22 protein-coding genes are annotated in these 21,536 nt (G+C 68.7%); 11 read left to right on the top strand and 11 right to left on the bottom strand.

Annotated elements, in window-relative coordinates:
* Nucleotides 1-6 precede the first annotated feature (6 nt).
* Genes HMPREF1224_RS41615 through glgA form a run of 5 tightly spaced genes read right to left on the bottom strand, consistent with a single transcriptional unit; the run spans nt 7 to nt 8,421 of the window.
* Complete coding sequence (locus HMPREF1224_RS41615) at nt 7-312, bottom strand: DUF2934 domain-containing protein (RefSeq protein ID WP_003113653.1); 306 nt, start codon at nt 310-312, stop codon at nt 7-9.
* On the bottom strand, nt 309-3,089 hold the full coding sequence (locus HMPREF1224_RS41620; protein WP_003144285.1) for a malto-oligosyltrehalose synthase: 2,781 nt from the start codon (nt 3,087-3,089) through the stop codon (nt 309-311). The genes HMPREF1224_RS41615 and HMPREF1224_RS41620 overlap by 4 nt, the downstream gene beginning before the upstream one ends.
* Nucleotides 3,082-5,136: a 4-alpha-glucanotransferase gene (gene malQ, locus HMPREF1224_RS41625; RefSeq protein ID WP_010794149.1), complete on the bottom strand. Its 2,055-nt coding sequence runs from the start codon at nt 5,134-5,136 to the stop codon at nt 3,082-3,084. The genes HMPREF1224_RS41620 and malQ overlap by 8 nt, the downstream gene beginning before the upstream one ends.
* A complete protein-coding gene (gene treZ, locus HMPREF1224_RS41630; RefSeq protein ID WP_010794150.1) occupies nt 5,129-6,880 on the bottom strand; it encodes a malto-oligosyltrehalose trehalohydrolase in 1,752 nt (583 codons plus the stop codon). Before treZ ends, malQ begins: the two co-directional genes overlap by 8 nt.
* Nucleotides 6,880-8,421 carry a glycogen synthase GlgA gene (gene glgA / locus HMPREF1224_RS41635; RefSeq protein WP_003115521.1) on the bottom strand — a complete coding sequence of 514 codons (1,542 nt, stop codon included), beginning with the start codon at nt 8,419-8,421 and terminating at the stop codon, nt 6,880-6,882. The genes treZ and glgA overlap by 1 nt, the downstream gene beginning before the upstream one ends.
* A 367-nt stretch (nt 8,422-8,788) precedes the next feature.
* Here glgA and HMPREF1224_RS41640 point away from each other — a divergent pair, with 367 nt between their 5' ends.
* From HMPREF1224_RS41640 to HMPREF1224_RS41680, 9 genes are all read left to right on the top strand, one after another.
* Nucleotides 8,789-9,154, top strand: coding sequence for a DUF3509 domain-containing protein (locus tag HMPREF1224_RS41640; protein WP_003113659.1), 366 nt, complete (start codon nt 8,789-8,791; stop codon nt 9,152-9,154).
* Nucleotides 9,155-9,482: 328 nt separating this feature from the next.
* Nucleotides 9,483-10,580: a DUF3182 family protein gene (locus tag HMPREF1224_RS41645; protein ID WP_010794151.1), complete on the top strand. Its 1,098-nt coding sequence runs from the start codon at nt 9,483-9,485 to the stop codon at nt 10,578-10,580.
* Nucleotides 10,577-11,353 carry an alpha/beta hydrolase family protein gene (locus HMPREF1224_RS41650; RefSeq protein WP_003113660.1) on the top strand — a complete coding sequence of 259 codons (777 nt, stop codon included), beginning with the start codon at nt 10,577-10,579 and terminating at the stop codon, nt 11,351-11,353. The genes HMPREF1224_RS41645 and HMPREF1224_RS41650 overlap by 4 nt, the downstream gene beginning before the upstream one ends.
* 125 nt (nt 11,354-11,478) lie before the next feature.
* Nucleotides 11,479-11,931 (top strand): PA2169 family four-helix-bundle protein, encoded by a 453-nt coding sequence (locus HMPREF1224_RS41655; protein ID WP_003113661.1) that lies wholly within the window; start codon nt 11,479-11,481, stop codon nt 11,929-11,931.
* Nucleotides 11,932-11,957: 26 nt separating this feature from the next.
* The gene (locus tag HMPREF1224_RS41660) at nt 11,958-12,167 is read left to right on the top strand and encodes a PLD nuclease N-terminal domain-containing protein (RefSeq protein ID WP_003113662.1); all 210 of its coding nucleotides are present in this window, start codon (nt 11,958-11,960) and stop codon (nt 12,165-12,167) included.
* Between the two features lie 74 nt (nt 12,168-12,241).
* Entirely contained in the window at nt 12,242-12,712 is a 471-nt protein-coding gene (locus tag HMPREF1224_RS41665; protein WP_010794152.1) for a hemerythrin domain-containing protein, read from the top strand.
* A 3-nt stretch (nt 12,713-12,715) separates the two neighbouring features.
* On the top strand, nt 12,716-13,792 hold the full coding sequence (locus tag HMPREF1224_RS41670; protein ID WP_003088971.1) for a M42 family metallopeptidase: 1,077 nt from the start codon (nt 12,716-12,718) through the stop codon (nt 13,790-13,792).
* A gap of 26 nt (nt 13,793-13,818) precedes the next feature.
* Nucleotides 13,819-14,169 (top strand): YgaP family membrane protein, encoded by a 351-nt coding sequence (locus tag HMPREF1224_RS41675; protein WP_003088973.1) that lies wholly within the window; start codon nt 13,819-13,821, stop codon nt 14,167-14,169.
* 55 nt (nt 14,170-14,224) lie between these two features.
* Nucleotides 14,225-14,446 carry a hypothetical protein gene (locus HMPREF1224_RS41680; RefSeq protein WP_003113664.1) on the top strand — a complete coding sequence of 74 codons (222 nt, stop codon included), beginning with the start codon at nt 14,225-14,227 and terminating at the stop codon, nt 14,444-14,446.
* Between the two features lie 33 nt (nt 14,447-14,479).
* Here the strand turns inward: HMPREF1224_RS41680 and HMPREF1224_RS41685 are convergent, their stop codons facing one another.
* The 3 genes from HMPREF1224_RS41685 to HMPREF1224_RS41695 all read right to left on the bottom strand — a co-directional run bounded on the left by HMPREF1224_RS41685 (nt 14,480) and on the right by HMPREF1224_RS41695 (nt 16,022).
* Nucleotides 14,480-14,788 carry a hypothetical protein gene (locus tag HMPREF1224_RS41685; protein ID WP_003144276.1) on the bottom strand — a complete coding sequence of 103 codons (309 nt, stop codon included), beginning with the start codon at nt 14,786-14,788 and terminating at the stop codon, nt 14,480-14,482.
* 283 nt (nt 14,789-15,071) lie between these two features.
* Nucleotides 15,072-15,419, bottom strand: coding sequence for a hypothetical protein (locus HMPREF1224_RS41690; protein WP_003088982.1), 348 nt, complete (start codon nt 15,417-15,419; stop codon nt 15,072-15,074).
* Between the two features lie 12 nt (nt 15,420-15,431).
* Nucleotides 15,432-16,022: an NAD(P)-dependent oxidoreductase gene (locus HMPREF1224_RS41695; RefSeq protein ID WP_003088985.1), complete on the bottom strand. Its 591-nt coding sequence runs from the start codon at nt 16,020-16,022 to the stop codon at nt 15,432-15,434.
* A gap of 229 nt (nt 16,023-16,251) precedes the next feature.
* On the opposite strand from HMPREF1224_RS41695, the gene HMPREF1224_RS41700 reads away from it, so the two are divergent.
* Nucleotides 16,252-18,204: a hybrid sensor histidine kinase/response regulator gene (locus HMPREF1224_RS41700; protein WP_010794153.1), complete on the top strand. Its 1,953-nt coding sequence runs from the start codon at nt 16,252-16,254 to the stop codon at nt 18,202-18,204.
* 3 nt (nt 18,205-18,207) lie between these two features.
* On the opposite strand, the gene HMPREF1224_RS41705 is transcribed toward HMPREF1224_RS41700, so the two are convergent.
* The gene (locus HMPREF1224_RS41705; protein WP_003123473.1) at nt 18,208-18,816 is read right to left on the bottom strand and encodes a Yip1 family protein; all 609 of its coding nucleotides are present in this window, start codon (nt 18,814-18,816) and stop codon (nt 18,208-18,210) included.
* Between the two features lie 160 nt (nt 18,817-18,976).
* Between HMPREF1224_RS41705 and HMPREF1224_RS41710 the strand changes: the two genes are divergently transcribed.
* The gene (locus tag HMPREF1224_RS41710) at nt 18,977-19,207 is read left to right on the top strand and encodes a hypothetical protein (protein WP_003088994.1); all 231 of its coding nucleotides are present in this window, start codon (nt 18,977-18,979) and stop codon (nt 19,205-19,207) included.
* Here the strand turns inward: HMPREF1224_RS41710 and HMPREF1224_RS41715 are convergent.
* Nucleotides 19,191-20,141 (bottom strand): methyltransferase, encoded by a 951-nt coding sequence (locus HMPREF1224_RS41715; RefSeq protein ID WP_010794154.1) that lies wholly within the window; start codon nt 20,139-20,141, stop codon nt 19,191-19,193. The two genes, HMPREF1224_RS41710 and HMPREF1224_RS41715, sit on opposite strands and share 17 nt — an antisense overlap.
* On the bottom strand, nt 20,125-21,501 hold the full coding sequence (locus tag HMPREF1224_RS41720; RefSeq protein WP_010794155.1) for an iron-containing redox enzyme family protein: 1,377 nt from the start codon (nt 21,499-21,501) through the stop codon (nt 20,125-20,127). Before HMPREF1224_RS41720 ends, HMPREF1224_RS41715 begins: the two co-directional genes overlap by 17 nt.
* Between the last annotated feature and the right edge of the window lie 35 nt (nt 21,502-21,536).

Consider the following 21,536-nt stretch of genomic DNA (forward strand, 5'->3'; position numbering starts at 1 on the left):
GACTCCTCATTCGCCCGCTTCGGGCTTGCGGCGGCTGCGCGGCTTGGCCGCCGCCGGTTTTTCGCTGGCGGGCCGCGCCGGGGACGCGGCCCTCGGCTTGCGCGGCTTGGCGGCCGGCGCTTGCAGCAGGGCCGGGGTTTCCTTGGCGGCCTTGGCCCGACCGCGGGTCTTCTTCGGTGCCGCCGCGGCGGCTTCCGCTTCGGCCAGTTGCCGGGCCATGGCCCAGTGGCGTTCGGCCTGGCCGTCGGGGCAACCCTCGGATTCCCAGATCTGGTAGGCGAACTCTCGTATGCGTTTTTCGTCGGCGCTCATGGGGTGTCCTCCTGGGCGAGGCGGTAAAGCAGGTTGACGGGAAAGTCGGCGAGCACTTCGGACAGGCTCAGGTGCCCGTCGCTGGGCAGCGGCATGGTGGAAAACAGGCCGCTGTAGGTGCATTCGGAGAGACTCGGCGGCAGCAGCAGGCAGGTGTCGCCCCAGGCCTCGGCCGGCACCTGCGGCTGCGTGGCGTGGCCGAGCAGGGCGCAGGCCAGGCGCGGGACCACCACCAGCAGGCAACCGTGACGACTGCGCCGGGCGAAGGCCAGGACCCGCTCGGCATGCTCGCCGCTGACCTCCAGGGGCAGGTAGTCGCCGTCGCGGAACAGGCCCGGCTGCATCCGCCGCAGCCCCAGCACGCGGGCGATCAGGGTCTGCTTGATGCGACCGTCGCGCCAGTGCTCCAGCAGTTCCGGGAAGGGCGTCGGCGCGGCCAGGGCGGCGGCGTGCCGGGCGAAGTCCACCGGCCTCCGGTTGTCCGGGTCGACCAGGCTGAAGTCCCAGTCCTCGCGCCCCTGGTAGAGATCGGGGATACCCGGGCAGGTCAGGCGCAGCAGGCATTGGGCGAGGCCATTCAGGGCCCCGGCCGGCATCAGTCGCGCCGCCGCGTTGCCCAGCGACTGGCGCAGGGCCTGGGCCAGCGGCGCGCGCAGGAGCTGTTCCAGATAGTCGGCGCAGGCGCGCTCGTAGTCTTCGTCGGGCGCGGTCCAGCGCGTGCGCAGCTTGGCTTCGCGCAAGGCCTTGCATTGCCATTCGCGCATCCGCGCGAGGAACGCTTGGTCCAGGGCGGCGCCGTCGCAAGGCGCGTCGAGCGGCCAACTGCCGAGCAGGGCCTGGAACAGGATCAGCTCGTCGCCGGGACTCGGCGCCGGCCCCTCGGCGAGGTCGCGGCGCAACGGCGTGGCCAGGCTTTGCCAGTGCTCGACGTTACGCGCGAACCAGGGCGCCAGTTCACTGAGCGCCGCAAGACGGGCGCGGGCGTCCTCGCCGCGCTTGTGGTCATGGCTGGCGGTGGCCAGCAGGGCGCGCGGGCTGGCCAGGCGCCTGGCTTCGCAGGCGGCATGGAATTCCTCGGCGGAAGCGGCGAAGCGCTGCGGGTCGAAGCCGACGTCGTTGCGCGAGAGCAGGGCCGCCGAGCGATAGCAGGCGGTATCCTCCACGGCCTTGGCTGCGGTCGGCGAACTCAACTGCTGGAAGCGCGCCAGCAACTCGCCGCGCAGGCGCCGCAGCGGACCGGGCGGCAGCTCGCGCAGCGGCTGCCCGCCGAGCCAGCGTTCGAGATGGTCGAGGACCGCCCGGTCGGCTTCGTCGAGATCCTCGCGGGCCGCCTCTGCGGCATAGCGGAACACCTCGCGATCCTGCACCGAGCGACCGCAGGCCCCGGCGTAGGTACGGTAGACCGGAAAGCGCGCGAGCAACTGGAACAGCGCGCGGCGGATACCGCCCAGGGTCAGGTCGCGGCTGGCCAGGTCGGCCCGCGCCACCCGCAAAAGACCCTGGGCGAGGTTCTCCAGGTCACCGGCGAGGCTTCCCGCCAGGACCAGTTGGCGAGCCTGGTAGACCTCGTCGAGAAACGCCTCCGGGCGTCCGCTGACCCGCTGCCAGAGTTCGCGCAACGGTCGTTCGCCGCGCGGATCGTGCTGCAACAGGCTGACCTGGTTCATGAAGTCGTAGCCGGTGGTGCCGTCGCACAGCCAATCCTCGGGCAGGCGCTCCTCGCCACCGAGGATCTTCTCAACGTACAGCAGCATCGGCGCGCCGCCGCGACGGGCGCGGATCCGCTCGCTGCGGCGGCGCAGGCGTCGGCAATAGCCGCGCGGATCGGCCAGGCCGTCGACGTGATCGATGCGCAGGCCATCGAGCAGACCGTCCTCGAGCAACTGGAAGACCTTGCCGTGCACGGCCTCGAACACCTCGCCGCGCTCGACCCGCAGGCCGACCAGTTCGCTGATGTCGAAGAAACGGCGCCAGTTGATGTCGTCCGCCGCGGTGCGCCAACTGGCCAGGCGGTAGTGCTGCGCCTCGAGCAGGCGGTGCAGGCGTTGGCGAGCCTCCTCGTGGCGTTCCTGGAGTTCGCCCAGCGTGCGCTGGAGGGCTGCGCGCGGAGCGCTCTCGGCGAGCGCAGCCGCCAGTTGACGCTGCATCTCGCGCAAGGCCTCGCGGTCCTGCCGGCACTCGCGGAAACCGCCGGCCAGGGCTGACAGGCGCGGCTCGCCGCTGTCTTCCAGCAGCTCCGGGTAACTGCCCGGCCAGAGGGGGAAGCGCTGCTCGCCGTGGCTCGCCAGCAGGCGGCCGGCCTCGCGGTCCAGGCTCAGGCCGATCTCCCCGGCAGCCAGGACCTCGCCGTAGTCGCTGCGCAGGAACGGCAGCAGCACCTGGCCGCGCAACGCGGCGTCGTGGGATTCCCACTGAATGTCGAAGAAACTCGCGTAGGGACTCTCGCGCCCCCATTCGAGCACGTCCTGCCACCAGGGATTGGCGCCGCCGCCGATGCCCATGTGGTTCGGCACTATGTCCATGAGCAGGCCCATGCCGCGTTGCCGCAGCCCCTGGATCAGGCGCAGCAGCGCCGGCTCGCCGCCCAGTTCCGGATTGATCCGGGTCGGGTCGACCACGTCGTAGCCGTGGCTGGAGCCGGGCCGCGCGCGGAACAGCGGCGAGGCGTAGAGATGGCTGATGCCCAGGTCGGCGAAATAGTCCAGCCAGGGCAGGGCATCGTCGAGGGTGAAGCCGGCGTGGAATTGCAGGCGCAGGGTAGCGCGGGGCTCAATCATGGGCGGCCTCCTCGGCATCCCGGCGGCTGCGTTCGAGCAGGCGCAGGCGCCGGTCGACCTGCGGCGTTCCGAGCATCTGCGCGGCGTTTTCCGGCCAGCGCCGCCGCCAGTTCGGGTGGGCGTCGCCGGGGCCGGGCAGGTTCGGCTGCTCCAGGCTGCCCAGGGCGTCCTCCAGGGGCAGTAGCACCAACGGCGCGGGGGTTGCCCCGACATAGCCGATGCAGGCGTCCAGCGGTACTTCGGCGGCGGGGTCGGGATTGACCGGCGGTTCGAGGCTGGCGGCCAGGGCCCGGCGCTCCTCGGCGCGCAGTTCCAGGTCGGCCGCGCATTCCTCGGCGCTGCGGTGTCCGGCGCGGCCGCGCCAGTGGATGTCCTGGCCCCGCCACCAGCCGGACAGGCTCGGCAGGTCGTGGGTGCTGGTGGTGGCCATGGCGTCCGCCGGCCATTGCGCCGGGGGCACGAAGCGTTCGCCGCGCCGCTCGAAGAGCAGCACGCGGGTACCCAGCACTTGGCGGCGTGCCAGTTCCTCGCGCAGGCCTTCGGGCACGGTGCCGAGGTCCTCGCCGATGACCAGCGCCGAGGCGCGACTAGCCTCCAGCGCCAGCAGGCGCAGCAGCTCGCGTTGCGGGTAGCGCAGGTAGGCGCCGGCGTGGGGCGGCTGGCCGCGCGGGATCAGCCAGAGACGTTGCAGGCCCATCACATGGTCGATGCGTAGCCCTCCGGGCCAGGCCAGGTTGGCCCGCAGCATCTCGCGGAATGCCCGGTAGCCGTGGCGGCGCAGGCCTTCGGGATTGAACGCGGAAACGCCCCAGTCCTGTCCGGACTGGTTGAGGATGTCCGGCGGCGCGCCGACACTCACTTCGGCGAGCAGCTCTTCCTGCCGCGACCAGGCCTGGCTGCCGCCGCCATCGGCGCCCACCGCCAGGTCGGCGACCAGACCGATGGCCATCCCGGCCTCGCGCGCCTGGCGCTGGGCATGTTGCAGGCAACGTTGGGTCAGCCACTGGCCGAAGGCACGGAAGTCCACTTCCTCGGCGTGATCGGCGCAGAACGCGGCCACCGCCGGCTCGCCGGGGCGGCGCAGCGGCTCCGGCCAGCGTCTCCAGTCGGGGCCGGCGCCCAGGTGCGCCTGCAGGGTCTCGAAGCGGCAGTGGTGCAGCAGGGCCTCGCCGGCTTCGCGGCGGAATTCGGCGAGGTCGTGGCGCAAGGGACTGGCGCGCTCGGTGAAGTCGCGGTGGAGTTGGCGCAGCAGGCGCATGCGCAGGTCCGCCGCCGCTGTCCAGTCGATCAGCTCCAGGCTCTCCAGGCGGGCCATCTCCGCGGCCAGGCCGGCGCGACGGATCGCCTGTTCCACCGCCGCCGCGCCGAGAATGGTCGCCGGCGCGGCGTGCAGGACATTGAAGAACAGCCGGCTGGACGGCGAGTAGGGGCTGTAGGCATGTCCGTTGGCCTCGGCCAGGGCGTGCAGCGGGCTGATCGCCAGCGCGTCGGCGCCATGCCGCGCGGCGCTGCGCAGCAGGTCCTCGAGGGCGGCGCTGTCGCCCAGGCCGCCGTCGCCGGGGCGGCGCAGGGCATAGACCTGGGCGGCCAGACCCCAGCGACGCGAGCGACCCGGGGCGAGGCTGGCCAGGGACGGACAGCTCGGCGGCGCCATCGCCACCGCCCATTCCCGCTGCTCCAGCGACAGCTGCGCATAGCCACTGCGGGCCTGCGCCGGCAGGCGGCCTTCGGCGTCCAGGCGCAGGGCGATCCGCGTGCCGTCCTCGTAGACCAGCTCGCCCGGGGTGCCGGCGGGGCCGAGCGCTTGCTCCAGCGGCTGGCCGCATTCGCCGACCAGCAGTCCGAGGTTGGCGCTGTCCTCGCGCAGCCGGGCCAGCGCGGCCAGGCTCTGTTCGATCTGTTGCGGACTCTGCGCCGGATAGCCGAGTGCTTCCAGCAGGCCGCGCTGGACCTCCGGGTCGACCCGCTGCGGCCGTCCGTTGGCGTCCTGCCAGTCGAGTTGCAGGCCCACGGCGGCGGCCAGTTCGGCCAGGCGTGCGTCACTCATGGGCGGGCTCCAGGCTGACCGCGATGCTGCGGGGACTTAGGCGGCCGCGGCGATACTCGGCACAGGCGAGGTTGTCGAGGAACAGCACCCAGGTGGTGGCCGCCGGCGGCTCGACTTCCGCTTCGAGCGGAGAAGGGTTGAAGTCGATTCGCCAGTCACTGCCGTCACCGAGTCGCCAGCGCGCCGACAGCGCGGCGCCGGCGATGGTGGTCACGCCCAGCGAACGGGCGCCGCGCAGGCGCGGGATCAGGTGTTCATGACGGATTTCCAGCAGTTGCCGGTAGAAGCCGCGCCAGGCCGGGTCGCAATCGGCCAGGCCGGGACGCGAGCGCTCGAAGGTCTCCACCGCGTTTGGGTCGGGGAGCGAAGCCAGGGTGGCGCCCTCGCCGAAGCGGCCGAACTCGCCGAACTCCTTGCGTCGTCCCTCGCGGACCGCGTCCGCCAGTTCGCCCTGGTGATCGGTGAAATACAGGAACGGTTCGCGCGCGGCGCATTCCTCGCCCATGAACAGCAGCGGAATCATCGGCGCGAGCAGCTGCAGCGCTATCGCCAGGCGCAACGTCTGGGGTTCGGCGAGGACGCTGAGACGCTCGCCGAAGGCGCGGTTGCCGACCTGGTCGTGGTTTTGCAGAAACAGCACGAAGGCGTCCGGCGCCAGGTCGGCACTCGGTTCGCCGCGCGGCCGGCCGTGGCGGTTGGCTTCGCCCTGGTAGACGAAGCCTTCGGCCAGGCAGCGCGCCAGGCAGCGTAGCGGCTCGGGGTAGTCCTGGTAGTAGCCGTCGTTCTCGCGGGTGAGCAGGACGTGCAGCGCATGGTGGCCATCGTCGTTCCACTGTGCGTCGTAGCCCTGGCGCAGCAGGCTGGCGCGGTTGTCGTCGTTCTCCAGGACCAGGTGCACATGGCGCTCGGGGCCGGCGGCGCCGCGCAGGCGGCGGGCCATCTCGACGAGGAACGCGCTATCGGGAATCGCGTGCACGGCATCGAAGCGCAGGCCGTCGACGCGATAGTCGAGCAGCCACATCAGGGCGTTCTCATAGAAGAACTCGCGGACTTCGCCGCGACGGAAATCGATGGCCTGGCCCCAGGGCGTCTGCCGGTCGTCGCGGAAGAACGCGGCGGCGTACTGCGCGAGGTAGTTGCCGTCCGGGCCGAAGTGGTTGTAGATCACGTCGACGAAGACCATCAGGCCCATGCCGTGAGCGCTGTCGATCAGATGCTTGAGTTGCTCGGGCGTGCCGTAGGCCGACGCCGGGGCGAACGGCAGCACGCCGTCGTAGCCCCAGTTGCGGCGACCGGGAAACTCGCCCAGCGGCATCAGCTCCACGGCGGTCACGCCCAGTTCCACCAGGCGCGGAAGGAAGCGCTCGACCTCGGCGTAGGAGCCGAACAGGCCGACGTGCAGCTCGTAGATCACCGCTTCGTGCCAGGGCCGCCCGTGCCACTCGTCGACGCGCCAGGCGTAGGCGCCATGGTCCAGCACCTGGCTGTGGCCATGCACGCCGTCGGGCTGGAACTGCGAGGCCGGGTCCGGCACCCCGGGGCGACCATCGATGCGGTAACGGTAGCGGGTGCCGGGCGGACAGGGCAGGGTCGCCTCGAACCAGCCGCTGTCGCTGCCTTCCAGCGGCCAGTCGCGGCCGTCGGCGGTCTCGACCCGGACCTCACGGGCGTCCGGAGCCCAGAGGCCGAAGCAGGTCCGGCCGTTGCCTTGGAACTGGGCGCCGAAGCGGCGCCGGATCGCCATCACTGGCGTACCCCGCGCAGGGCCGGAGCGGTATTCCTCAACAGGCGCCGGTACAGGCGGTTGTAAGGCTCCACCGAGTCGCTCCAGAACATCGGCGCGGCCATCGCCTTGCAGCGCATGGCGTTGAGCAGCGAGGGACAGTGGTAGACGTTGATCGCGCGCATCACCGCATCGAGGTAGCTCTGCGCGGTTTCCTCACGGAACAGGAAGCCGGTGACCCCGTCGACGATGGTATCGGCGAGGCCGCCGGTGCAGCGCGCGATCGGCAGCGAGCCGAAGCATTGCGCATAGAGCTGACTGAGCCCGCAGGGCTCATAACGCGAGGGCATGAGCAGGAAGTCGCTGCCGGCGTAGATACGGCGGGCCTCGGTCTCGTCGAAACCGATGTGCACGCCGACCTGGCCGGGATGACGCCGGGCGAGTTCGAGCATGGCCTTCTCCAGGTTCGGCTCGCCACGGCCGATGCTGACCAGACGGCCGCCGGCCTGGAGCAGGGCATCGCTGATCTCCAGGGTCAGGTCGATGCCTTTCTGCTGCACCAGGCGCGAGACCACCGCGAACAGCGGCCCCTTGCCCGGCTCCAGGCCGAAACGCTCCTCCACGTAGCGCGTGTTGGCGCGCTTGCCGGCCCATTGGCGGGCGCTGAAGCAGGCCACCAGGTGCGGATCGCAGTGCGGCTGCCAGCTATCGTCGATACCGTTGACGATGCCGCTGAGCTGACGCTTCTCGACCTTGTACTTGAGGATGCCGTGCAGGCCGCAGCCGTATTCCGGGGTAGTGATTTCCTGGGCGTAGGTCTCGCTCACCGTGGTGATGTGGTGGGCATGGGCGATGCCGGCCTTGAGGAACGACAGGCGCCCGTGGAACTCCATGCTTTCGTGGCTCAGCGCTTCGTCGGGGAGGCCCAGTTCGGCGCTGCATTGCAGGTCGCAGAGGCCCTGGTAGGCGAGGTTGTGGATGGTAAACAGGCTCGGCGTGCGCACGCCGTTCCAGGCCATGTAGGCCGGCGTCAGCGCCGACGGCCAGTCGTTGGCGTGCACCAGGCCCGGTTGCCAGCCCTGGGCGCCGCGTCCACCGGCGATCTCGGCGGCGGCCAGGCACAGGCGGGCGAAGCGCAGGTGGTTGTCCGGCCAGTCGTTGCCCTGGTCGTCCATGTACGGCGTACCCTCGCGCTCGTAGAGCAGCGGGCAGAGCACCAGCATGACTTCCAGGCCGTCGTCGAGGGTCACCAGGCCGATCTCGCAGGGCGGGATCGCCGCCCGGCCGGGCAGGCTGCCGATGATCCGCAAGTCGCGGCAGCGCTCCAGCACCTGGCGATAGCCGGGCAGCAGGACTCGCACCGAATGCTCGCGCTTGAGGACCCTCGGCAGCGCGGCGGAAAAGTCGCCGAGTCCGCCGACCTTGACGAAATCGCTGAGCTCGGCGGTAACGAAGAGTATCCGATCCCTCTGTTGCGGCGGGTCCTGCGGGTGCAGCAGCGACGGAAAAGCGGTCAGTACCGCGGGTTCTTCCAGGCAAACGCCTGCAACAGAATGTCCCATGTCATCCTCCGGTCGTACGTTGTCCTTGGCGTTGGTCGGTCGGACTCCGTCGCGCCGTGGCATGGGCGAAGTCCTTGCTAGGGGTGACCGGAGGGGAGCGCCGGAAGTTTAGTTTTTTTTACCGGCGGCTCGGCTTGCGAGAAGCCGCGCCAGGGGGTTGCAGGCGAGACGACGGGCGCAACGGGTTGCCGAATGCAAGGCTCGGCAGGGGCTTTCTTGCAAATTGCAAATATCAATTCGCCGCTTTGTTTTTCAACCTATTGATTTATAAGAAATTAATTTTCAAGAAGAATTGGTACGCCTTCTGCTCGAAAGGGATGCGCCTGATTACCGGCGTCAAAGAATCTGATGAGACAGGAGGCCAGCAATGCTAGATACCGATGAAAACGTGGTTGAGTACCTGGAAGAGCATTTCAAGGATGTGCGCGTCAGTTGCGAACCTCGCCCTGACGGCGCGTTGCTGGTGACCTTGCGTAATAACCAGGGCAAGCGCCTGATGAGCCGGGCGATCTCCGGCCAGGAGCAGAGCAGCCCGCTGTTGCTGAACCAAGTGCTGGAACGCATCCGCCGGGACCTGATCATCGACCAGGGGCCGTTGCAGACGCGCGACAGCGACTATTTCCGCAAGCGCATCGACCTGCTCACGTTCCGCGACAGCGACAACCAGCATCTCACTCATCGCAAGGTCCTGGTCGCCGGCGGCAAGCTGCGTACCATGAGCCTGGCTCGCTGAGCAGGCTGTTTCAGCTCCGGGTCGGTCAGACGCCGACCCGGCCTTCCGACGCATGGTCCGAACCAAATCCGTCTTCGCCCCCTCCATCTAGAAGTCATCCCTACGATGGAGGCGGACATGCGTTTTCCCACTTCTGCATCATCGGGCGCGACAGCGACCACTCCACGCAACCCCTCGAGGGATCCGGACGAATATCCGGTTCCTGACCACGAAAGCCACGTCCCCCAGGAATTCCCGGAAGAGATTCCGATGGAACAGCCCAACGAAGAGCCCCTCTCGCCCATACCGGAGCCCTGAATGCCCGGTTTCCATCCAGGAGGAGCGGAACATGAGCGCAGACCCTCGGCAGAGACTGGTGGTGGCCCATAGTGTCGATCCCGCGGCCGCCGAACACGAAGTGCAGGGCAACCTGGCCCTGGCGCGCTGGCTGGCGGAAGTCCAGAAGCTGGAGTTCGGCGGCCGCTACGAACCCGAATTGCACCAGCGAGGCCCCCTCTACCTGGTCCCGACCCGCACCCTGGTCGGCAGGGAGACCGCCGTGCGCCTGGGCGTGAACAGTGACGAAGATCTGCTCGGCGGTTTCGTCGAGCACGCGTTCATCGCCGGCAAGGCCATCGTCCATCCGCTGCCGCGCGGCGGCGTGGCGCCGGAAGGCTGGAACCCGCTGTTCGCGGAGAAGGTCCGCGACGTCGTGCTCAACGGCGTCAGCGTCTTCAGCCTGGCCGACGCACACCGCGCAGGCGCCCGCATGCTCGCCGAAGGACCGGTGCGGGCCAAGCTGGCGGAGGCCTGTGGCGGCCTCGGCCAGTACGTGGCGCACGACCTCGACGAACTGGACGCTTGGCTCGGCGGGCTGGAGGAGCGTCAGTTGGCGCAGGGCCTGGTACTGGAAGCCAACCTGGAGAGCATCGTCACCCACAGCGTCGGCCAGCTCCGGGTCAACGGTTTCCTGCTGAGCTACCACGGTCACCAGCACCAGACCCGCAACGCGCGCGGCGAACTGGTCTATGCCGGCTCCGACCTGCTGGTGGCGCGCGGTGGCTACGCCGAGCTGCAGGCCCTGGACCTGGCCCGCGAGGTGCGCCAGGCCATCGAGTACGCGCGGATCTTCGACACCGCCGCGGCGATCTTCTTCCCCGGCTGCTTCGCCTCGCGGCGCAACTACGACATTGCCCAGGGCCGGGATGGCAACGGTCGGGAGCGCTTCGGCGTGCTCGAGCAGTCCTGGCGGGTCGGCGGCGCGAGCAGCGCCGAGATCGCCGCGCTGGAAGCCTTCCGCGCCGATCCGGGGCTGCCCGCGGTGCGCGCCGCGTCGTTCGAGATCCACGAAGACAAGCGCCTGCCGGACAACAGCCGGGTGATCTACCGCGGTCCCGACGAACACGGCGACTTCCTGCTCAAGTATGCGATGACGGGGGAGGCATGACGGCGAACAGCGAACGCATCCGCATCGGGGTCGGCGACGACCGGATCGAAGGCACCTTCCTCAGCCCCCGGGCGAAGGTTCCCGGCGTGCTCTTCGTGCACGGCTGGGGCGGCAGCCAGCAGCGCGACCTGAAGCGCGCCCAGGGCATCGCCGGGCTCGGCTGCGTGTGCCTGACCTTCGACCTGCGCGGCCACGGCGCGGAAAGCGGGCGCCAGGCGCTGGTGACGCGCGAGGACAACCTGCAGGACCTGCTCGCCGCCTACGACCGGCTGGTGGCCCACCCGGCCATCGACAGCGAGGCGATCGCGGTGGTCGGCACCAGCTATGGCGGCTACCTGGCGGCGATCCTCAGCCAGTTGCGCGCGGTGCGCTGGCTGGCCTTGCGGGTGCCGGCGATCTACCGCGACGAGGATTGGCTGACGCCCAAGCTGCTGCTCGACCGCGAGGATCTCAGCGAATACCGCAGCAGCCTGATCCCGGCCGCCAGCAACCGAGCCCTGCAGGCCTGCGCGGGATTCCGCGGCGATGTGCTGCTGGTGGAGTCGGAGTTCGACAGCTATGTGCCGCACTCGACCATCATGAGTTTCCGCGCCGCCTTCCAGCAGACCCATTCGCTGACCCACCGGATCATCGACCACGCCGACCATGCGCTCAGCAGCGAGGCGGCGCAGGACGCCTATACCTCGATCCTGGTGGACTGGATCACCGAGATGGTGGTCGGCGAACGTCTCAGCATCACCCCGGCCTACGCCACCATCCATCCGGCTTTCTGAACGCTCCGCGACGGCGAGCCTCCCACCTTCCGTGGGTGCTGGTTGCTGCCCACGTTCCGTGCCGGCAGGTGCCGGCGCCGACAGATGCGAGAAATCCCGGACAGCTCCGGGCCAAGGAGAGCGAAATGAACCAGACCAACCTCGACGACACCCTCGACGTACTCAACGACCTGCTGCAAACCAGCAAGGATGGCGAGGCCGGTTTCCACGCCTGCGCCGAGGACCTGCGCGACCCGCAGTTGAAGGCGGCGATGCTGGAGCAGAGCCGCGACTGCGCCGCGGCCGCCGACGAGCTGGAGCGGATCGTCCTGGAACTGGGTGGCAAACCCAAGGACAGCACCAGTTTCGCCGGTGACCTGCATCGGCGCTGGGTCGACCTGAAGTCACTGGTCACCGGCAAGGACGAAGAGGCGGTGCTCAACGAATGCGAGCGCGGCGAGGATGTCGCCAAGCACCGCTACCAGGCGGCGCTGGAAAAATCGCTGCCGGCGGAGATCCACCAGGTGATCGAGCGCCAATACCAGGGCGTACTCCGTCACCACGACCGGGTCCGAGCCCTGCGCGACGCCCGCGCCTGAGCCGACCCCGCGAGGAGGAGCGCGCCATGAGCCAGTCCCTGGCTTTCCTGCTCATCGGCCTGGCCACGCTGGTGGGTTTCTACGACCTGTGGGCCTTCGTCAGCGTGTTCCGCAGCGATCGCAGCGTGAATTCGAAAGCCCTGTGGTCGTTGCTGATCGCGGTGCTGCCGGTGCTCGGCGTGCTGATCTGGGCGGTCGCCGGCCCGCGTGCGGCGACCGCCCGTCCTCGCGACTGAACTCGGCGGAGGAACGCGCGCTCAGCCAGAGAGAGTGCCGGAGCACTCGGATAACAAACCGATGAGGAGCGACCATGAACGCCATCGAATTGCTGGTCCATGACCACGAGACCGTGAAGAAACTGCTCAACGAACTCAGCGAGACCACCGAACGGGCGCTGAAGAAGCGCAGCGAGCTGCTGGGCAGGCTGGAGCTGGAACTGGTGCTGCACACCGCCCTCGAGGAAGACATCTTCTATCCGGCGATCAGGGAAAGCGGCGGCAAGGAAGAGCTGAAAATGTACTACGAGGCCAAGGAGGAACACCGCACGGTGGATTCCCTGGTCCTTCCCGACCTCAAGCGCACCCGCCCGGATACCGTGCAGTTCGCCGGCCGGGTCAAGGTGCTCAAGGAACTCCTCGAACACCACATCGAGGAGGAAGAGGGCGAACTATTCCCGCGCGCCCGGCAATTGCTCGACGCCGCCGCCCTCAAGCAACTCGGCCAGGCCATGCAGCAGCACAAGAAAGAGCTGAAAGCGCGCCTGGAAAAACGGGCGGCCTGAGGCATGCGCGAAGAAGACCGCGCCTTGCTCGAGGAACTCCTGCTGGCACGTGGCCCCGGTGGCCAGGAAGACGAGGTCAGGGCCATCTGCCAGCGGGAACTCGAGGGCTGTTGCGACGAGGTCGGCAGCGATGCCGCCGGCAACCTGGTCGCGCGCATCAGCCCGCCGCACCTGCCGCGCGAGCAGGCGCGGCGGGCCGCGGTGCGGCTGCTCGCGCACCTCGACGAGATCGCCATGATCGTCAAGCGCGTCGAGGCCGACGGTACCCTGCGCGTAGTGGCGCTCGGCGGCGCCCAGCCGGTGAGCTTCGGCGTCTGTCCGGTACAGATCCTGGCCGGCGAGGCGGTACTCGACGGCGTGCTGTCCTACGGCAGCATGCATGCTACCGGCGAGTCGCCGCAGGGCTCCGACGTGCTCTCGGGCGCGGTGCACTGGCGCGACGTACACGTGGTCACCCGGCGCAGCGCCGAGGAGCTGGCGAACCTGGGCGTGCGACCGGGTACCCGCGTGGTGCTCAACCGTCTGTGGCGGCGCCCGTTGTACTTCCAGGATTGCGTCGCCGCGCACTTCCTCGACGACCGCGCACCGCTGCTCGCCGTGCTCGGCGTGGCTCGCGAGATCGCCCGGCGCCGCGATGAGTTGCACGGCGACCTCTACCTGGTGCTCACCACCATGGAGGAGGAGAGTAACGCCGGCGCGCTGTTCGCCGCGCGCCGACTGCCGGGCGACATCAGCATCGCGGTGGAAGTCGGCCCAACGGTAGCCGAATACGGCACCCGGCTGTGCCGCGACCCGATCGTCAACAGCGGCGACTCCAAGGGTTATTACAGCCGCCATGTCACCGACCGCCTGTTGCGCGCCGCCGAACGCTGCCAGTACCAGCCGCAGGCGGCGCTGCTGGTGGACTTCGCCTCGGACGCCAGCGCGCTGCTGAGCCACGGCGAGGCCGCGCAGGTCGGCTGCATCGGCATTCCGACCGAGAACACCCACGGTTTCGAGATCGTCCTGGAAGAGGGCATCGAGGCTTGCCGGCGGACGCTGGTCGAGTTCCTCGTGCAACCGCCGGACGACGAAGCCTGACCGATAACCGAAGCAAGGAGAATTCCATGAACGAATACCTGCCGACTTCGACGGCCAATGGCCTGCCGCACAACCTGCAGCGCGGCGAGCGACTCGCTTCCATCGGCGCCGGACTGGTCCTGGCCGGCTTCGGCCTGGCCCGCGGTGGCTTGCCCGGCGCCTGCAAGGCGGTCGCCGGCGGCCTGCTGGTCAGCCGCGGGTTGAGTGGGCATTGCCATGTCAAGGGCCTGCTCAATGAACCGCGGGAAGAGTTGCAGTTGCTGCGCGAAGAGGTGCAGCACCTGACCCGCCGCCTGCAGCGCCTGCAGGAGCGCCAGCGCGACGACTCGCGGCAGGACGCTGCGCTGGACGCCGAACTGCCGCCGAACCTGCCGTGATAGCCATGGGCCCTGCGCCTGGCGCAGGGCCCATCGAAGAGAGGAGGGCGAGACGATGGCCAGCCATCTGTTCCTGATCAGCTACATCCTCGACGACCAGCCGATGACCTGCGAATTGCACAGCGAGGCGGATACCCTCAGCCGCGAGGAGGCCCGCCGCCACTTGGAGGCACTGCATCGACCGCACGACGCCGAGGCGATCAGCGATATCCAGGTCAGCAAGGTGGAGCGTACCCATGAACCGGGCACCACGCCGGGACACTACCAGCAGCCCTGACGGCGGGAGGGGGAAAAAAAAGGGGGGAGGGGCTCAGCCGGTGCCGGTCTGGAGTTCCGCCTCGAACTCGCCGAAGCGCCTGATTTCCTCGCGCAGGTTGAGGATGAAGGCGCTGAGGTCGCTGAAGCTGCTGCTCTTCAGGAAGTCGCTGTTGGGCACGATGTAGAGCGCGCCGTGGGGGCCGTCGACGCGGCAACTGATGGTCACCGTGAAGTCGGGGTTCAGTTGGCACTGGCAGTCGTGGTCGCGCAGTTCCTCCTCGAGGATCTTCTTCAGGTACAGGTAGGAAAGGTTCATCTGGTCAGGTCTCCCCAGTTCGCGAAGCGCAAGAAAAAGATCCACTCCGTCCCTGGAGCGGGATTAGCCTGAATCAGAGAGAAACCGTCGATACGTACAACGGTAGGGATAACTATAGGCGCCGCGCCGATGAAATACCGGCCACATCCAGAATCTGCGGGATAAGCTGTATCCCGCATGAGGCGCGGGATGCAGAATGCAAGAAGTCGTGCAGAACGCTCATGTCGGAGTGCGATCATGACGGGCGAAAAGCCCGTTCGGCGCTCCTTATGGGCATTCGAAAGAACTTTTCGCCCATATGGTTATATGGATTTTCTTGATATTTCCTCTAGGAACCTCGCCGGCTCGTTGGCGAAGAAGCCGATCTTTTTTGCCGGGTTTCCCGCATCGCCCGCCGCAATCCCCTTGCCACCCCGTAACCGAGCAGGCAGCCGAGCAGGGTAGCGCCGACCTGCAAGACCAACCCCAGGGCATTGGCCAGGCTCGGCGAGCGTGCGAGTACGCCGGCTTCGGGCCAGAACGCCAGCCATACCGCGACGAAGGCGAGCACCAGGTCGTACCAGGCGCCGCTGACCCCGCCCGGGCGGTAGCCGCGAACGAAAACGATGAAGGCGCTGAAGGCCAGGGCCAGCAGCAGGGTGCCGAAGGCCTGGCTGAGGGTATCGGGGCCGGACATGGTGGGTACTCCTCAGGGCGCCAGGCGCAGGCACTGGCGCTTGTGCAGGCCGAGACGGACTTCGTCGAGCAGCGCTTCGGCGCAGGCGAACACCCTGGCGGCCTCCACTTCCGCGACGTCGCCGGCGCGGCTGAAATCGTCGATGCGCAGGCCGGCGGGCAGGCTCGGGACCTCCACCAGCGTCCAGTCCAGGCCGCTGACCGTGAGGCTGCGCTCGAGCCCGGCACCCAGTTGCTCCTCGCCGGCGTCGCGCGGCGCCACCAGCCATTGCCAATGGCCAAGCAGGAACAGGCGCGGTACCTCGGCGCGCAGGGCGCCATCGATCAGCGCGGCGCAGATCGGCGGCAAGGCTTCGGCGGCGTAGTCGGACAACGGCGCGAACAGCAGGTCGAGACCGGCCGCCGCCTGGCTGACCTCGATCGACGACGCCAGGCTGGCTGGCTTGCAGCGCAGCCCGGGGCGCGCCTGCAGGCTGTTGAGGTCGGCTTGCAAGGCGCTGACTTCGATCTGCCGCTGCAAGGCGGCGGCGATCAGCGCCTGGCTCAGGCTGTCGTGGGGATGGAATATCCCCAGCTTCAGGGTTGCGGTTTCCAGATTGCGCATGGGAACTCCGGGGTCGGTGCGGTGGAAAGGAGATGTCCCTACCTGCATATCGAAAGCCATACTCCGGACAAGGTTCCGGCGAATGGAATTCGCCGGCCGCGCCGGGGTCTTCCGAAAGGTCGGCCAAGTTCCTGGGGCGAGCCAGCGAGCGGCCGGAAGCCGTTCTTCGTACTACCTTGCTGGGTGTGCCTTGCAGCCCGGGTCGAGCAGCCGACGAGTGAACACGTCCATGAAAACCACAAGAAAACCGAAAGTCCCCTTGAACCAGGCCACGCGCAACCGCCTGCTCGACGAAGCGGTCGACGACTACGCGATCCACACCCTGGACAGCGCTGGCCGTATCGCCAGCTGGAGCGCCGGCGCGGCGCGCCTGTTCGGCCACGACGCGAGCGAGATCCTCGGCCGCGACTACGCCTGCTTTCATACCCGCAAGGACCGCGACGCCGGCGTTCCGCAACAGGCGCTGCGCCAGGCGGATGCCGAGGGCCGCTTCGAGACCGAGGGTTGGCGGGTGCGCAGCAACGGCAAGCGCTTCTGGGCGCAGGTGGTGATCGACGCCATCCGCGACAGCCAGGGCCAGTTGCTCGGCTTCGCCCAGCTGATCCACGACCTCAGCGAAGGGCGCGCGGCCAAGGAGGCGCTGCGGCGCAGCCAGGAGCAGTTCCGCCTGCTGGTGCAGAGCGTTACCGACTACGCCATCTACATGCTCGACCACCGCGGGCGGATCACCAACTGGAACCTCGGCGCCCAGCGGATCAAGGGCTACCTGCCGGAAGAGGTGATCGGCCGGCACTTCTCCTGCTTCTACACCCCCGAAGACCGCGAGGCCGGCGAGCCGGCCCGCGGCCTGGCCGCCGCCGAACGCGAAGGGCGTTTCGAGAAGGAAGGCTGGCGGGTGCGCAAGGACGGCAGTCGCTTCTGGGCCAACGTGGTGATCGATCCGATCCGCGACAGCGATGGCCGGCTGATCGGCTTCGCCAAGGTAACCCGTGACATCACCCACCGGATCGAAGCCGAACGCGAACTGGAACGGGCCCGCCAGGAGCTGTTCCAGGCCCAGAAGATGGAGTCCCTGGGGCACCTCACCGGCGGCGTGGCCCACGACTTCAACAACCTGCTGACGGTGATCATCGGCAGCCTCGGGCTGCTGAAGAAACGCCTGCCCGGCGACCAGCGCACCGCCGACCTCTTGCAGAACGCCCTGGAGGCCGCCCAGCGCGGCGCCAACCTGACCCAGCGGATGCTTTCCTTCGCCCGCAAGCAACGTCTCGATCCGCAGCCCTGCGCGATCCCCGACCTGTTGCGCGGGATGACCGACCTGCTGATCCATTCCCTGGGACCGAGCGTATCGATCGAGACGCGCTTTCCCCTGGATCTCGACCTCGGCCTGACCGACGCCAACCAGCTCGAACTGTCCATCATCAACCTTGCCACCAACGCCCGCGACGCCATGCCCAACGGCGGGCGCATCGTCTTTTCCGCGAGCAACCAGCGGGTGCCGGCGGACAATCCCCATCGCCTCGCACCGGGCAACTATATCTGCCTGAGCATCAGCGACACCGGCAGCGGCATGGACGAGGAAACCCTGCGCCGTGCGGTGGAACCCTTCTACACCACCAAGGGAATTGGGCGTGGCACCGGGCTGGGCCTGTCGATCGTCGACGGCCTCGCCGAGCAGCTCGGCGGCCGGCTCACCCTGGAGAGCCAGCCGGGCGTCGGCACCACCGCGAACATCTGGATACCCGCCGTCCCGCGAACCCCGGAAAGCGCCCGTACGGGCAATGGCGCGACGCCGCAGGCGCCCAGCGAAAGCGAGCGGGTGCGCTTGTCCTGTCGAGTACTGGTGGTGGACGACGACCCGCTGGTGTTGAACAACACCGCGGCGATGCTGGAGGACCTCGGTTGCTCGGTACTCAAGGCCGACTCCGGCAGCCTGGCCCTGGAGATTCTCACGGCGACGCCGGAGCTGGACATCCTCCTGACCGACCAGGCGATGCCACGGATGAACGGCAGCCAGTTGGTGGAGCGGGTCATGGCCCAGGGCCGGCCGCTGAAGATGGCCCTGGCCACCGGCTTCGCGGAAAAGATCGAAGGCGCGGCGGCACAGTTGCCCAAGCTGGCCAAGCCGTTCGGCCAGGAAGAGTTGTACCTGTTCCTGACCGGCACGCTGAAGGCCGGCTGAGCCTCAGCGCAGGTACTCGCCGCTGCCGGCCAGGCTTTGCCCCCAGAACTCGATGAAGATGAAGGCGGTGGTCAGCAGGGTCAGGAAGCCGACGCCGAGGATGCAGAAGGCGTAGAACAATGTCTGCCGCTCCTGCATGCGCATGAACAGCGGCAGGCCGGTGAACAGCAGGCGTACCGAGTAGGCGCAGGCAGCCGCCGCGGCCAGCAGCAGGAGGATCCGCCAGGGCACCAGGGCGACGATCCCGGCGAGCATCAAGGGCACGGCGATCGCCGTGGTGAAGGTCAGGCTGCCCGGTACGCTGGGGCGCGACGGCGTGCGGAACAGCACCCAGCGTACGAAGAAGCCCATGATCACCACGCCGGCGACGAAGCCCAGGTAACACATCGTCGCCAGCAGCAGGGCGCTGCCGCTGGAGAGGTGTTGCACGCTGTCGTTGCCCGGCAGCGACCAGCCGACCTGGGTAGTGCCGATGAACAGGCAGGCCGCCGGCAGTAGCGGCAATAGCAACAGCGGAACGAGGAAGGCGAAAGGGTGATGGTCGTAGTCCTGGCGCAGACGAGGCCAGGCATTGGAGGGACTGATCAGTAGCCGAGCCATTTCGCGGGTCATGACGGGCACCTCTTTTCTGTGGCGTTCAGGAGTCTGGACCGGCCCGGCGCGAGGGGGTTCAGGTGGCGTGCCGGGCGGTCCGCGACCGCCCATCCAGGGCCTTGAACCGGAAGACGCGGGGAGCGCCGAAAGACAAACGTCCCTGTCTTCCGGAGGAGCCATGACCACCTACGAAATCCAGCACATGCGCGGCTGGCGGCGTTTCGCCCGCACCGTGCGCGCCGCCAGCCGGGCCGAGGCGGAACGCCTGTGCCTGCCCTGGGAGTGGGTGGATGACGAGGTCCTCGCGGTGATTCCGGCCGAGGCCGAGGTGGCCGAGCGCTGGCAGCGCCTGAACGAGGATCTGGTGGGGAGCCTGGAAGGCCTGGAGCGCCTCAGGCGGGACGAGTGACCCGCAGGCCGACCACGGCGATCCGCTCGGCTTCGCGGTAGGCGGGGCTGTCCAACTCTTCGGCGAACACGTCCGGGTCCAGTTCCTGGTAGTCCCAGTCCCACTCCCGAGACGCCAGGCGTTCGTGGATGCGGGCGAGGAACGGATCGCCGCCTTCGACCATCGCCACCCCGGTATACAGCAGCAGGCTGCCGCCGGCTTCCAGGCGCTCGAGGGCGGCATCGACGATTGCCAGCGAGAGCCCGGCGCCGAGCATCCCGCCACCATGCCGGTAGGCGCGCTCCGAGGCATCCAGGAGATAGGGCGGGTTGGCCACGATCAGGTCGAAGCGACCGGGCGCCTGGCTCAGCAGGTCGCTACGCGCCAGGGTCAGGTTACCGACCCCCGCCAGCGCCGCGTTGACCCGCGCCAGGTCGAGCGCCGCCGGATTGATATCCAGCCCGTGTACTTCGGCGTCCGGGCAGGCCATGGCGATGCGGATCGCGCCGGGGCCGGCGCCGCAGCCGATATCCGCCGCACGGCGGATGCGTGCCGGATCGGACGATGCCAGGTGGCTGCGGATCAGCCGGTCGAAGCGGTAGGTGTCGGGGCCGAAGAACACCGCGTCGGCGGCCAGGGTAGGGAAGGCCGAATGGACGAACAGTTGCTCGCCGAGGCTGGAGACGCGCACCTGGCTGCGCCAGCCGTCCGCCTCGCGGCGGATCAGGTCGGCGCCGGCAAGAAGGGTCAGCCAGTCGGCCGGCAGGCTTTCCCCGGCGAATGCCCGGCTCCAGCCGAAGATGCCGGCCAGGTCCCGGGCCATGCGGTTTTCCGGGCGGGCGTTGACGCGCTCATGGGTAGCCGGGGTGACGGTGACGAAACGGTAGTCCTGGCCTCGCAACCAGTTGCCGAGGCTGACCAGGACGTCCAGGCGCGGATCATGCAGGCTGGGCATGGGCGGCCCTCCAGCGCTGGCTGAACATCCGCGTGGCAAGGAGACCGGCGGGCCCGTGGTGGAGGTGCGGGGCCATCAGTTCGAGAAGGCGTGCCACGCCCTGCTCGGGGGATAGCCGCAGCAGCTCGCGCCGCAGCGCGACCTGCTCGGCGTCCACGTCTCCGCCCGCCGTCGCCGGCTCCGCCAGCGGTGCAAGCGGGTCCCTGTCCGCCGGAGCGGGTGCTTGCCAGTCGCCAGCGATCCAGTCGTACAGCAACTGCTGCTCGTAGGGAGTGAAGACTCCGAACATTGCCGCCCGGTCGCCCTCGATCAGGTTCCAGAAGCGGCTGCCGCGCGGATCGGCATGGCGCCGGATCCAGCCCTCTTCCTCCAGGCAGGCGAGAAACGCCGGGAACCGCCCGGGCACCGCCAGCCACTGGTTCACCGTGCGCCCGCCGATCCGGCAACGATCCGAATGCATACCGGCGGCGTAGGGGCGCTTGCGCTCGAACATGGCCAGCAATTCTTCCTCGAGATCGAAGCCGTCGATTACCTGCGTAGTGCTCAGGCCGACCTCGTTCAGGCGGTAGCCGTTCCTCACCCGCTCGAGGAAGGCCGCGCGCTCGCCAAGCTGCGGCAGGTTGTCGTAGAGCGCGCGCAGGGCCTTGCGCGCATGCCCGCTGGCGGCGTTGTCGATGGTCACGTGCAACTGGAAGTAGTAGGAGTCGAAGCCCAGCTCGCGCAGCTCCTGAGTGGTGATCAACAGGTGCAGCGGCGGTTGCTCGTAGCCGAGGTTGTAGCCGATCACTTCGGGCAGGTAGTCCGCGGCGAGGTGGCCGAGGGCGAGTTGCTGGGTGCCCTGCAGGTAGTGGAGGTCGCTGAGGCCTTCGACTTCCTCGCTGCCGATGCTGGCCAGCAGGCGCCGGTAGAGCAGGACGTGGTTACGTGCCGGGACGCCGTCGCCGAGTTCTTCGAGGAAGGTCTCCAGCAGCGGCCGCAGGCGTTCCTCGCCATGATGCGGCAACAGCCCATAGAGCCAGGCGCCGTCGACCAGCTTGGTCGGGGCCACGCTGCGAATGAAGTGCATCGCCTGGGAGGGAACCTGGAAGTAGCGTCGCCCTTCGCCGCGCCGACGTGCCCGGAGGTATTCGGCATGCGCCTCGGCGGTGCGCCGGGCCCCGGCATCGAGCCAGGCCGGCCAATCGGCGGGGTCCTCCGGCAGGTCGTCGTCATGGGTGGCGGCCAGGCTCAGTTGCTGGTCGAGGAACTCGCCGGCGGCTTCGAGGTGCTCGCGGGGCTCGTCGAGCAGGGCGTGGTACAGGTCGCGGACCCTGGGCGAAGGGCTTGCACTGGAGGCAGGGAGGGGCGAAGACAGGCTCATGTCGCGTTCCTTGTCGTGGGTTTGCGGGGGCGGCC

This window comes from Pseudomonas sp. P179 (assembly GCF_000478485.2).
GTDB lineage: Bacteria > Pseudomonadota > Gammaproteobacteria > Pseudomonadales > Pseudomonadaceae > Pseudomonas > Pseudomonas aeruginosa.

Bases quoted from the DNA above. Each gene is read 5' to 3' on its own strand.
- HMPREF1224_RS41615 (WP_003113653.1), bottom strand. From the start codon at position 312: ATGAGCGCCGACGAAAAACGCATACGAGAGTTCGCCTACCAGATCTGG.
- HMPREF1224_RS41620 (WP_003144285.1), bottom strand. From the start codon at position 3,089: ATGATTGAGCCCCGCGCTACCCTGCGCCTGCAATTCCACGCCGGCTTC.
- malQ (WP_010794149.1), bottom strand. From the start codon at position 5,136: ATGAGTGACGCACGCCTGGCCGAACTGGCCGCCGCCGTGGGCCTGCAA.
- treZ (WP_010794150.1), bottom strand. From the start codon at position 6,880: ATGGCGATCCGGCGCCGCTTCGGCGCCCAGTTCCAAGGCAACGGCCGG.
- glgA (WP_003115521.1), bottom strand. From the start codon at position 8,421: ATGGGACATTCTGTTGCAGGCGTTTGCCTGGAAGAACCCGCGGTACTG.
- HMPREF1224_RS41640 (WP_003113659.1), top strand. From the start codon at position 8,789: ATGCTAGATACCGATGAAAACGTGGTTGAGTACCTGGAAGAGCATTTC.
- HMPREF1224_RS41645 (WP_010794151.1), top strand. From the start codon at position 9,483: ATGAGCGCAGACCCTCGGCAGAGACTGGTGGTGGCCCATAGTGTCGAT.
- HMPREF1224_RS41650 (WP_003113660.1), top strand. From the start codon at position 10,577: ATGACGGCGAACAGCGAACGCATCCGCATCGGGGTCGGCGACGACCGG.
- HMPREF1224_RS41655 (WP_003113661.1), top strand. From the start codon at position 11,479: ATGAACCAGACCAACCTCGACGACACCCTCGACGTACTCAACGACCTG.
- HMPREF1224_RS41660 (WP_003113662.1), top strand. From the start codon at position 11,958: ATGAGCCAGTCCCTGGCTTTCCTGCTCATCGGCCTGGCCACGCTGGTG.
- HMPREF1224_RS41665 (WP_010794152.1), top strand. From the start codon at position 12,242: ATGAACGCCATCGAATTGCTGGTCCATGACCACGAGACCGTGAAGAAA.
- HMPREF1224_RS41670 (WP_003088971.1), top strand. From the start codon at position 12,716: ATGCGCGAAGAAGACCGCGCCTTGCTCGAGGAACTCCTGCTGGCACGT.
- HMPREF1224_RS41675 (WP_003088973.1), top strand. From the start codon at position 13,819: ATGAACGAATACCTGCCGACTTCGACGGCCAATGGCCTGCCGCACAAC.
- HMPREF1224_RS41680 (WP_003113664.1), top strand. From the start codon at position 14,225: ATGGCCAGCCATCTGTTCCTGATCAGCTACATCCTCGACGACCAGCCG.
- HMPREF1224_RS41690 (WP_003088982.1), bottom strand. From the start codon at position 15,419: ATGTCCGGCCCCGATACCCTCAGCCAGGCCTTCGGCACCCTGCTGCTG.
- HMPREF1224_RS41695 (WP_003088985.1), bottom strand. From the start codon at position 16,022: ATGCGCAATCTGGAAACCGCAACCCTGAAGCTGGGGATATTCCATCCC.
- HMPREF1224_RS41700 (WP_010794153.1), top strand. From the start codon at position 16,252: ATGAAAACCACAAGAAAACCGAAAGTCCCCTTGAACCAGGCCACGCGC.
- HMPREF1224_RS41705 (WP_003123473.1), bottom strand. From the start codon at position 18,816: ATGACCCGCGAAATGGCTCGGCTACTGATCAGTCCCTCCAATGCCTGG.
- HMPREF1224_RS41710 (WP_003088994.1), top strand. From the start codon at position 18,977: ATGACCACCTACGAAATCCAGCACATGCGCGGCTGGCGGCGTTTCGCC.
- HMPREF1224_RS41715 (WP_010794154.1), bottom strand. From the start codon at position 20,141: ATGCCCAGCCTGCATGATCCGCGCCTGGACGTCCTGGTCAGCCTCGGC.
- HMPREF1224_RS41720 (WP_010794155.1), bottom strand. From the start codon at position 21,501: ATGAGCCTGTCTTCGCCCCTCCCTGCCTCCAGTGCAAGCCCTTCGCCC.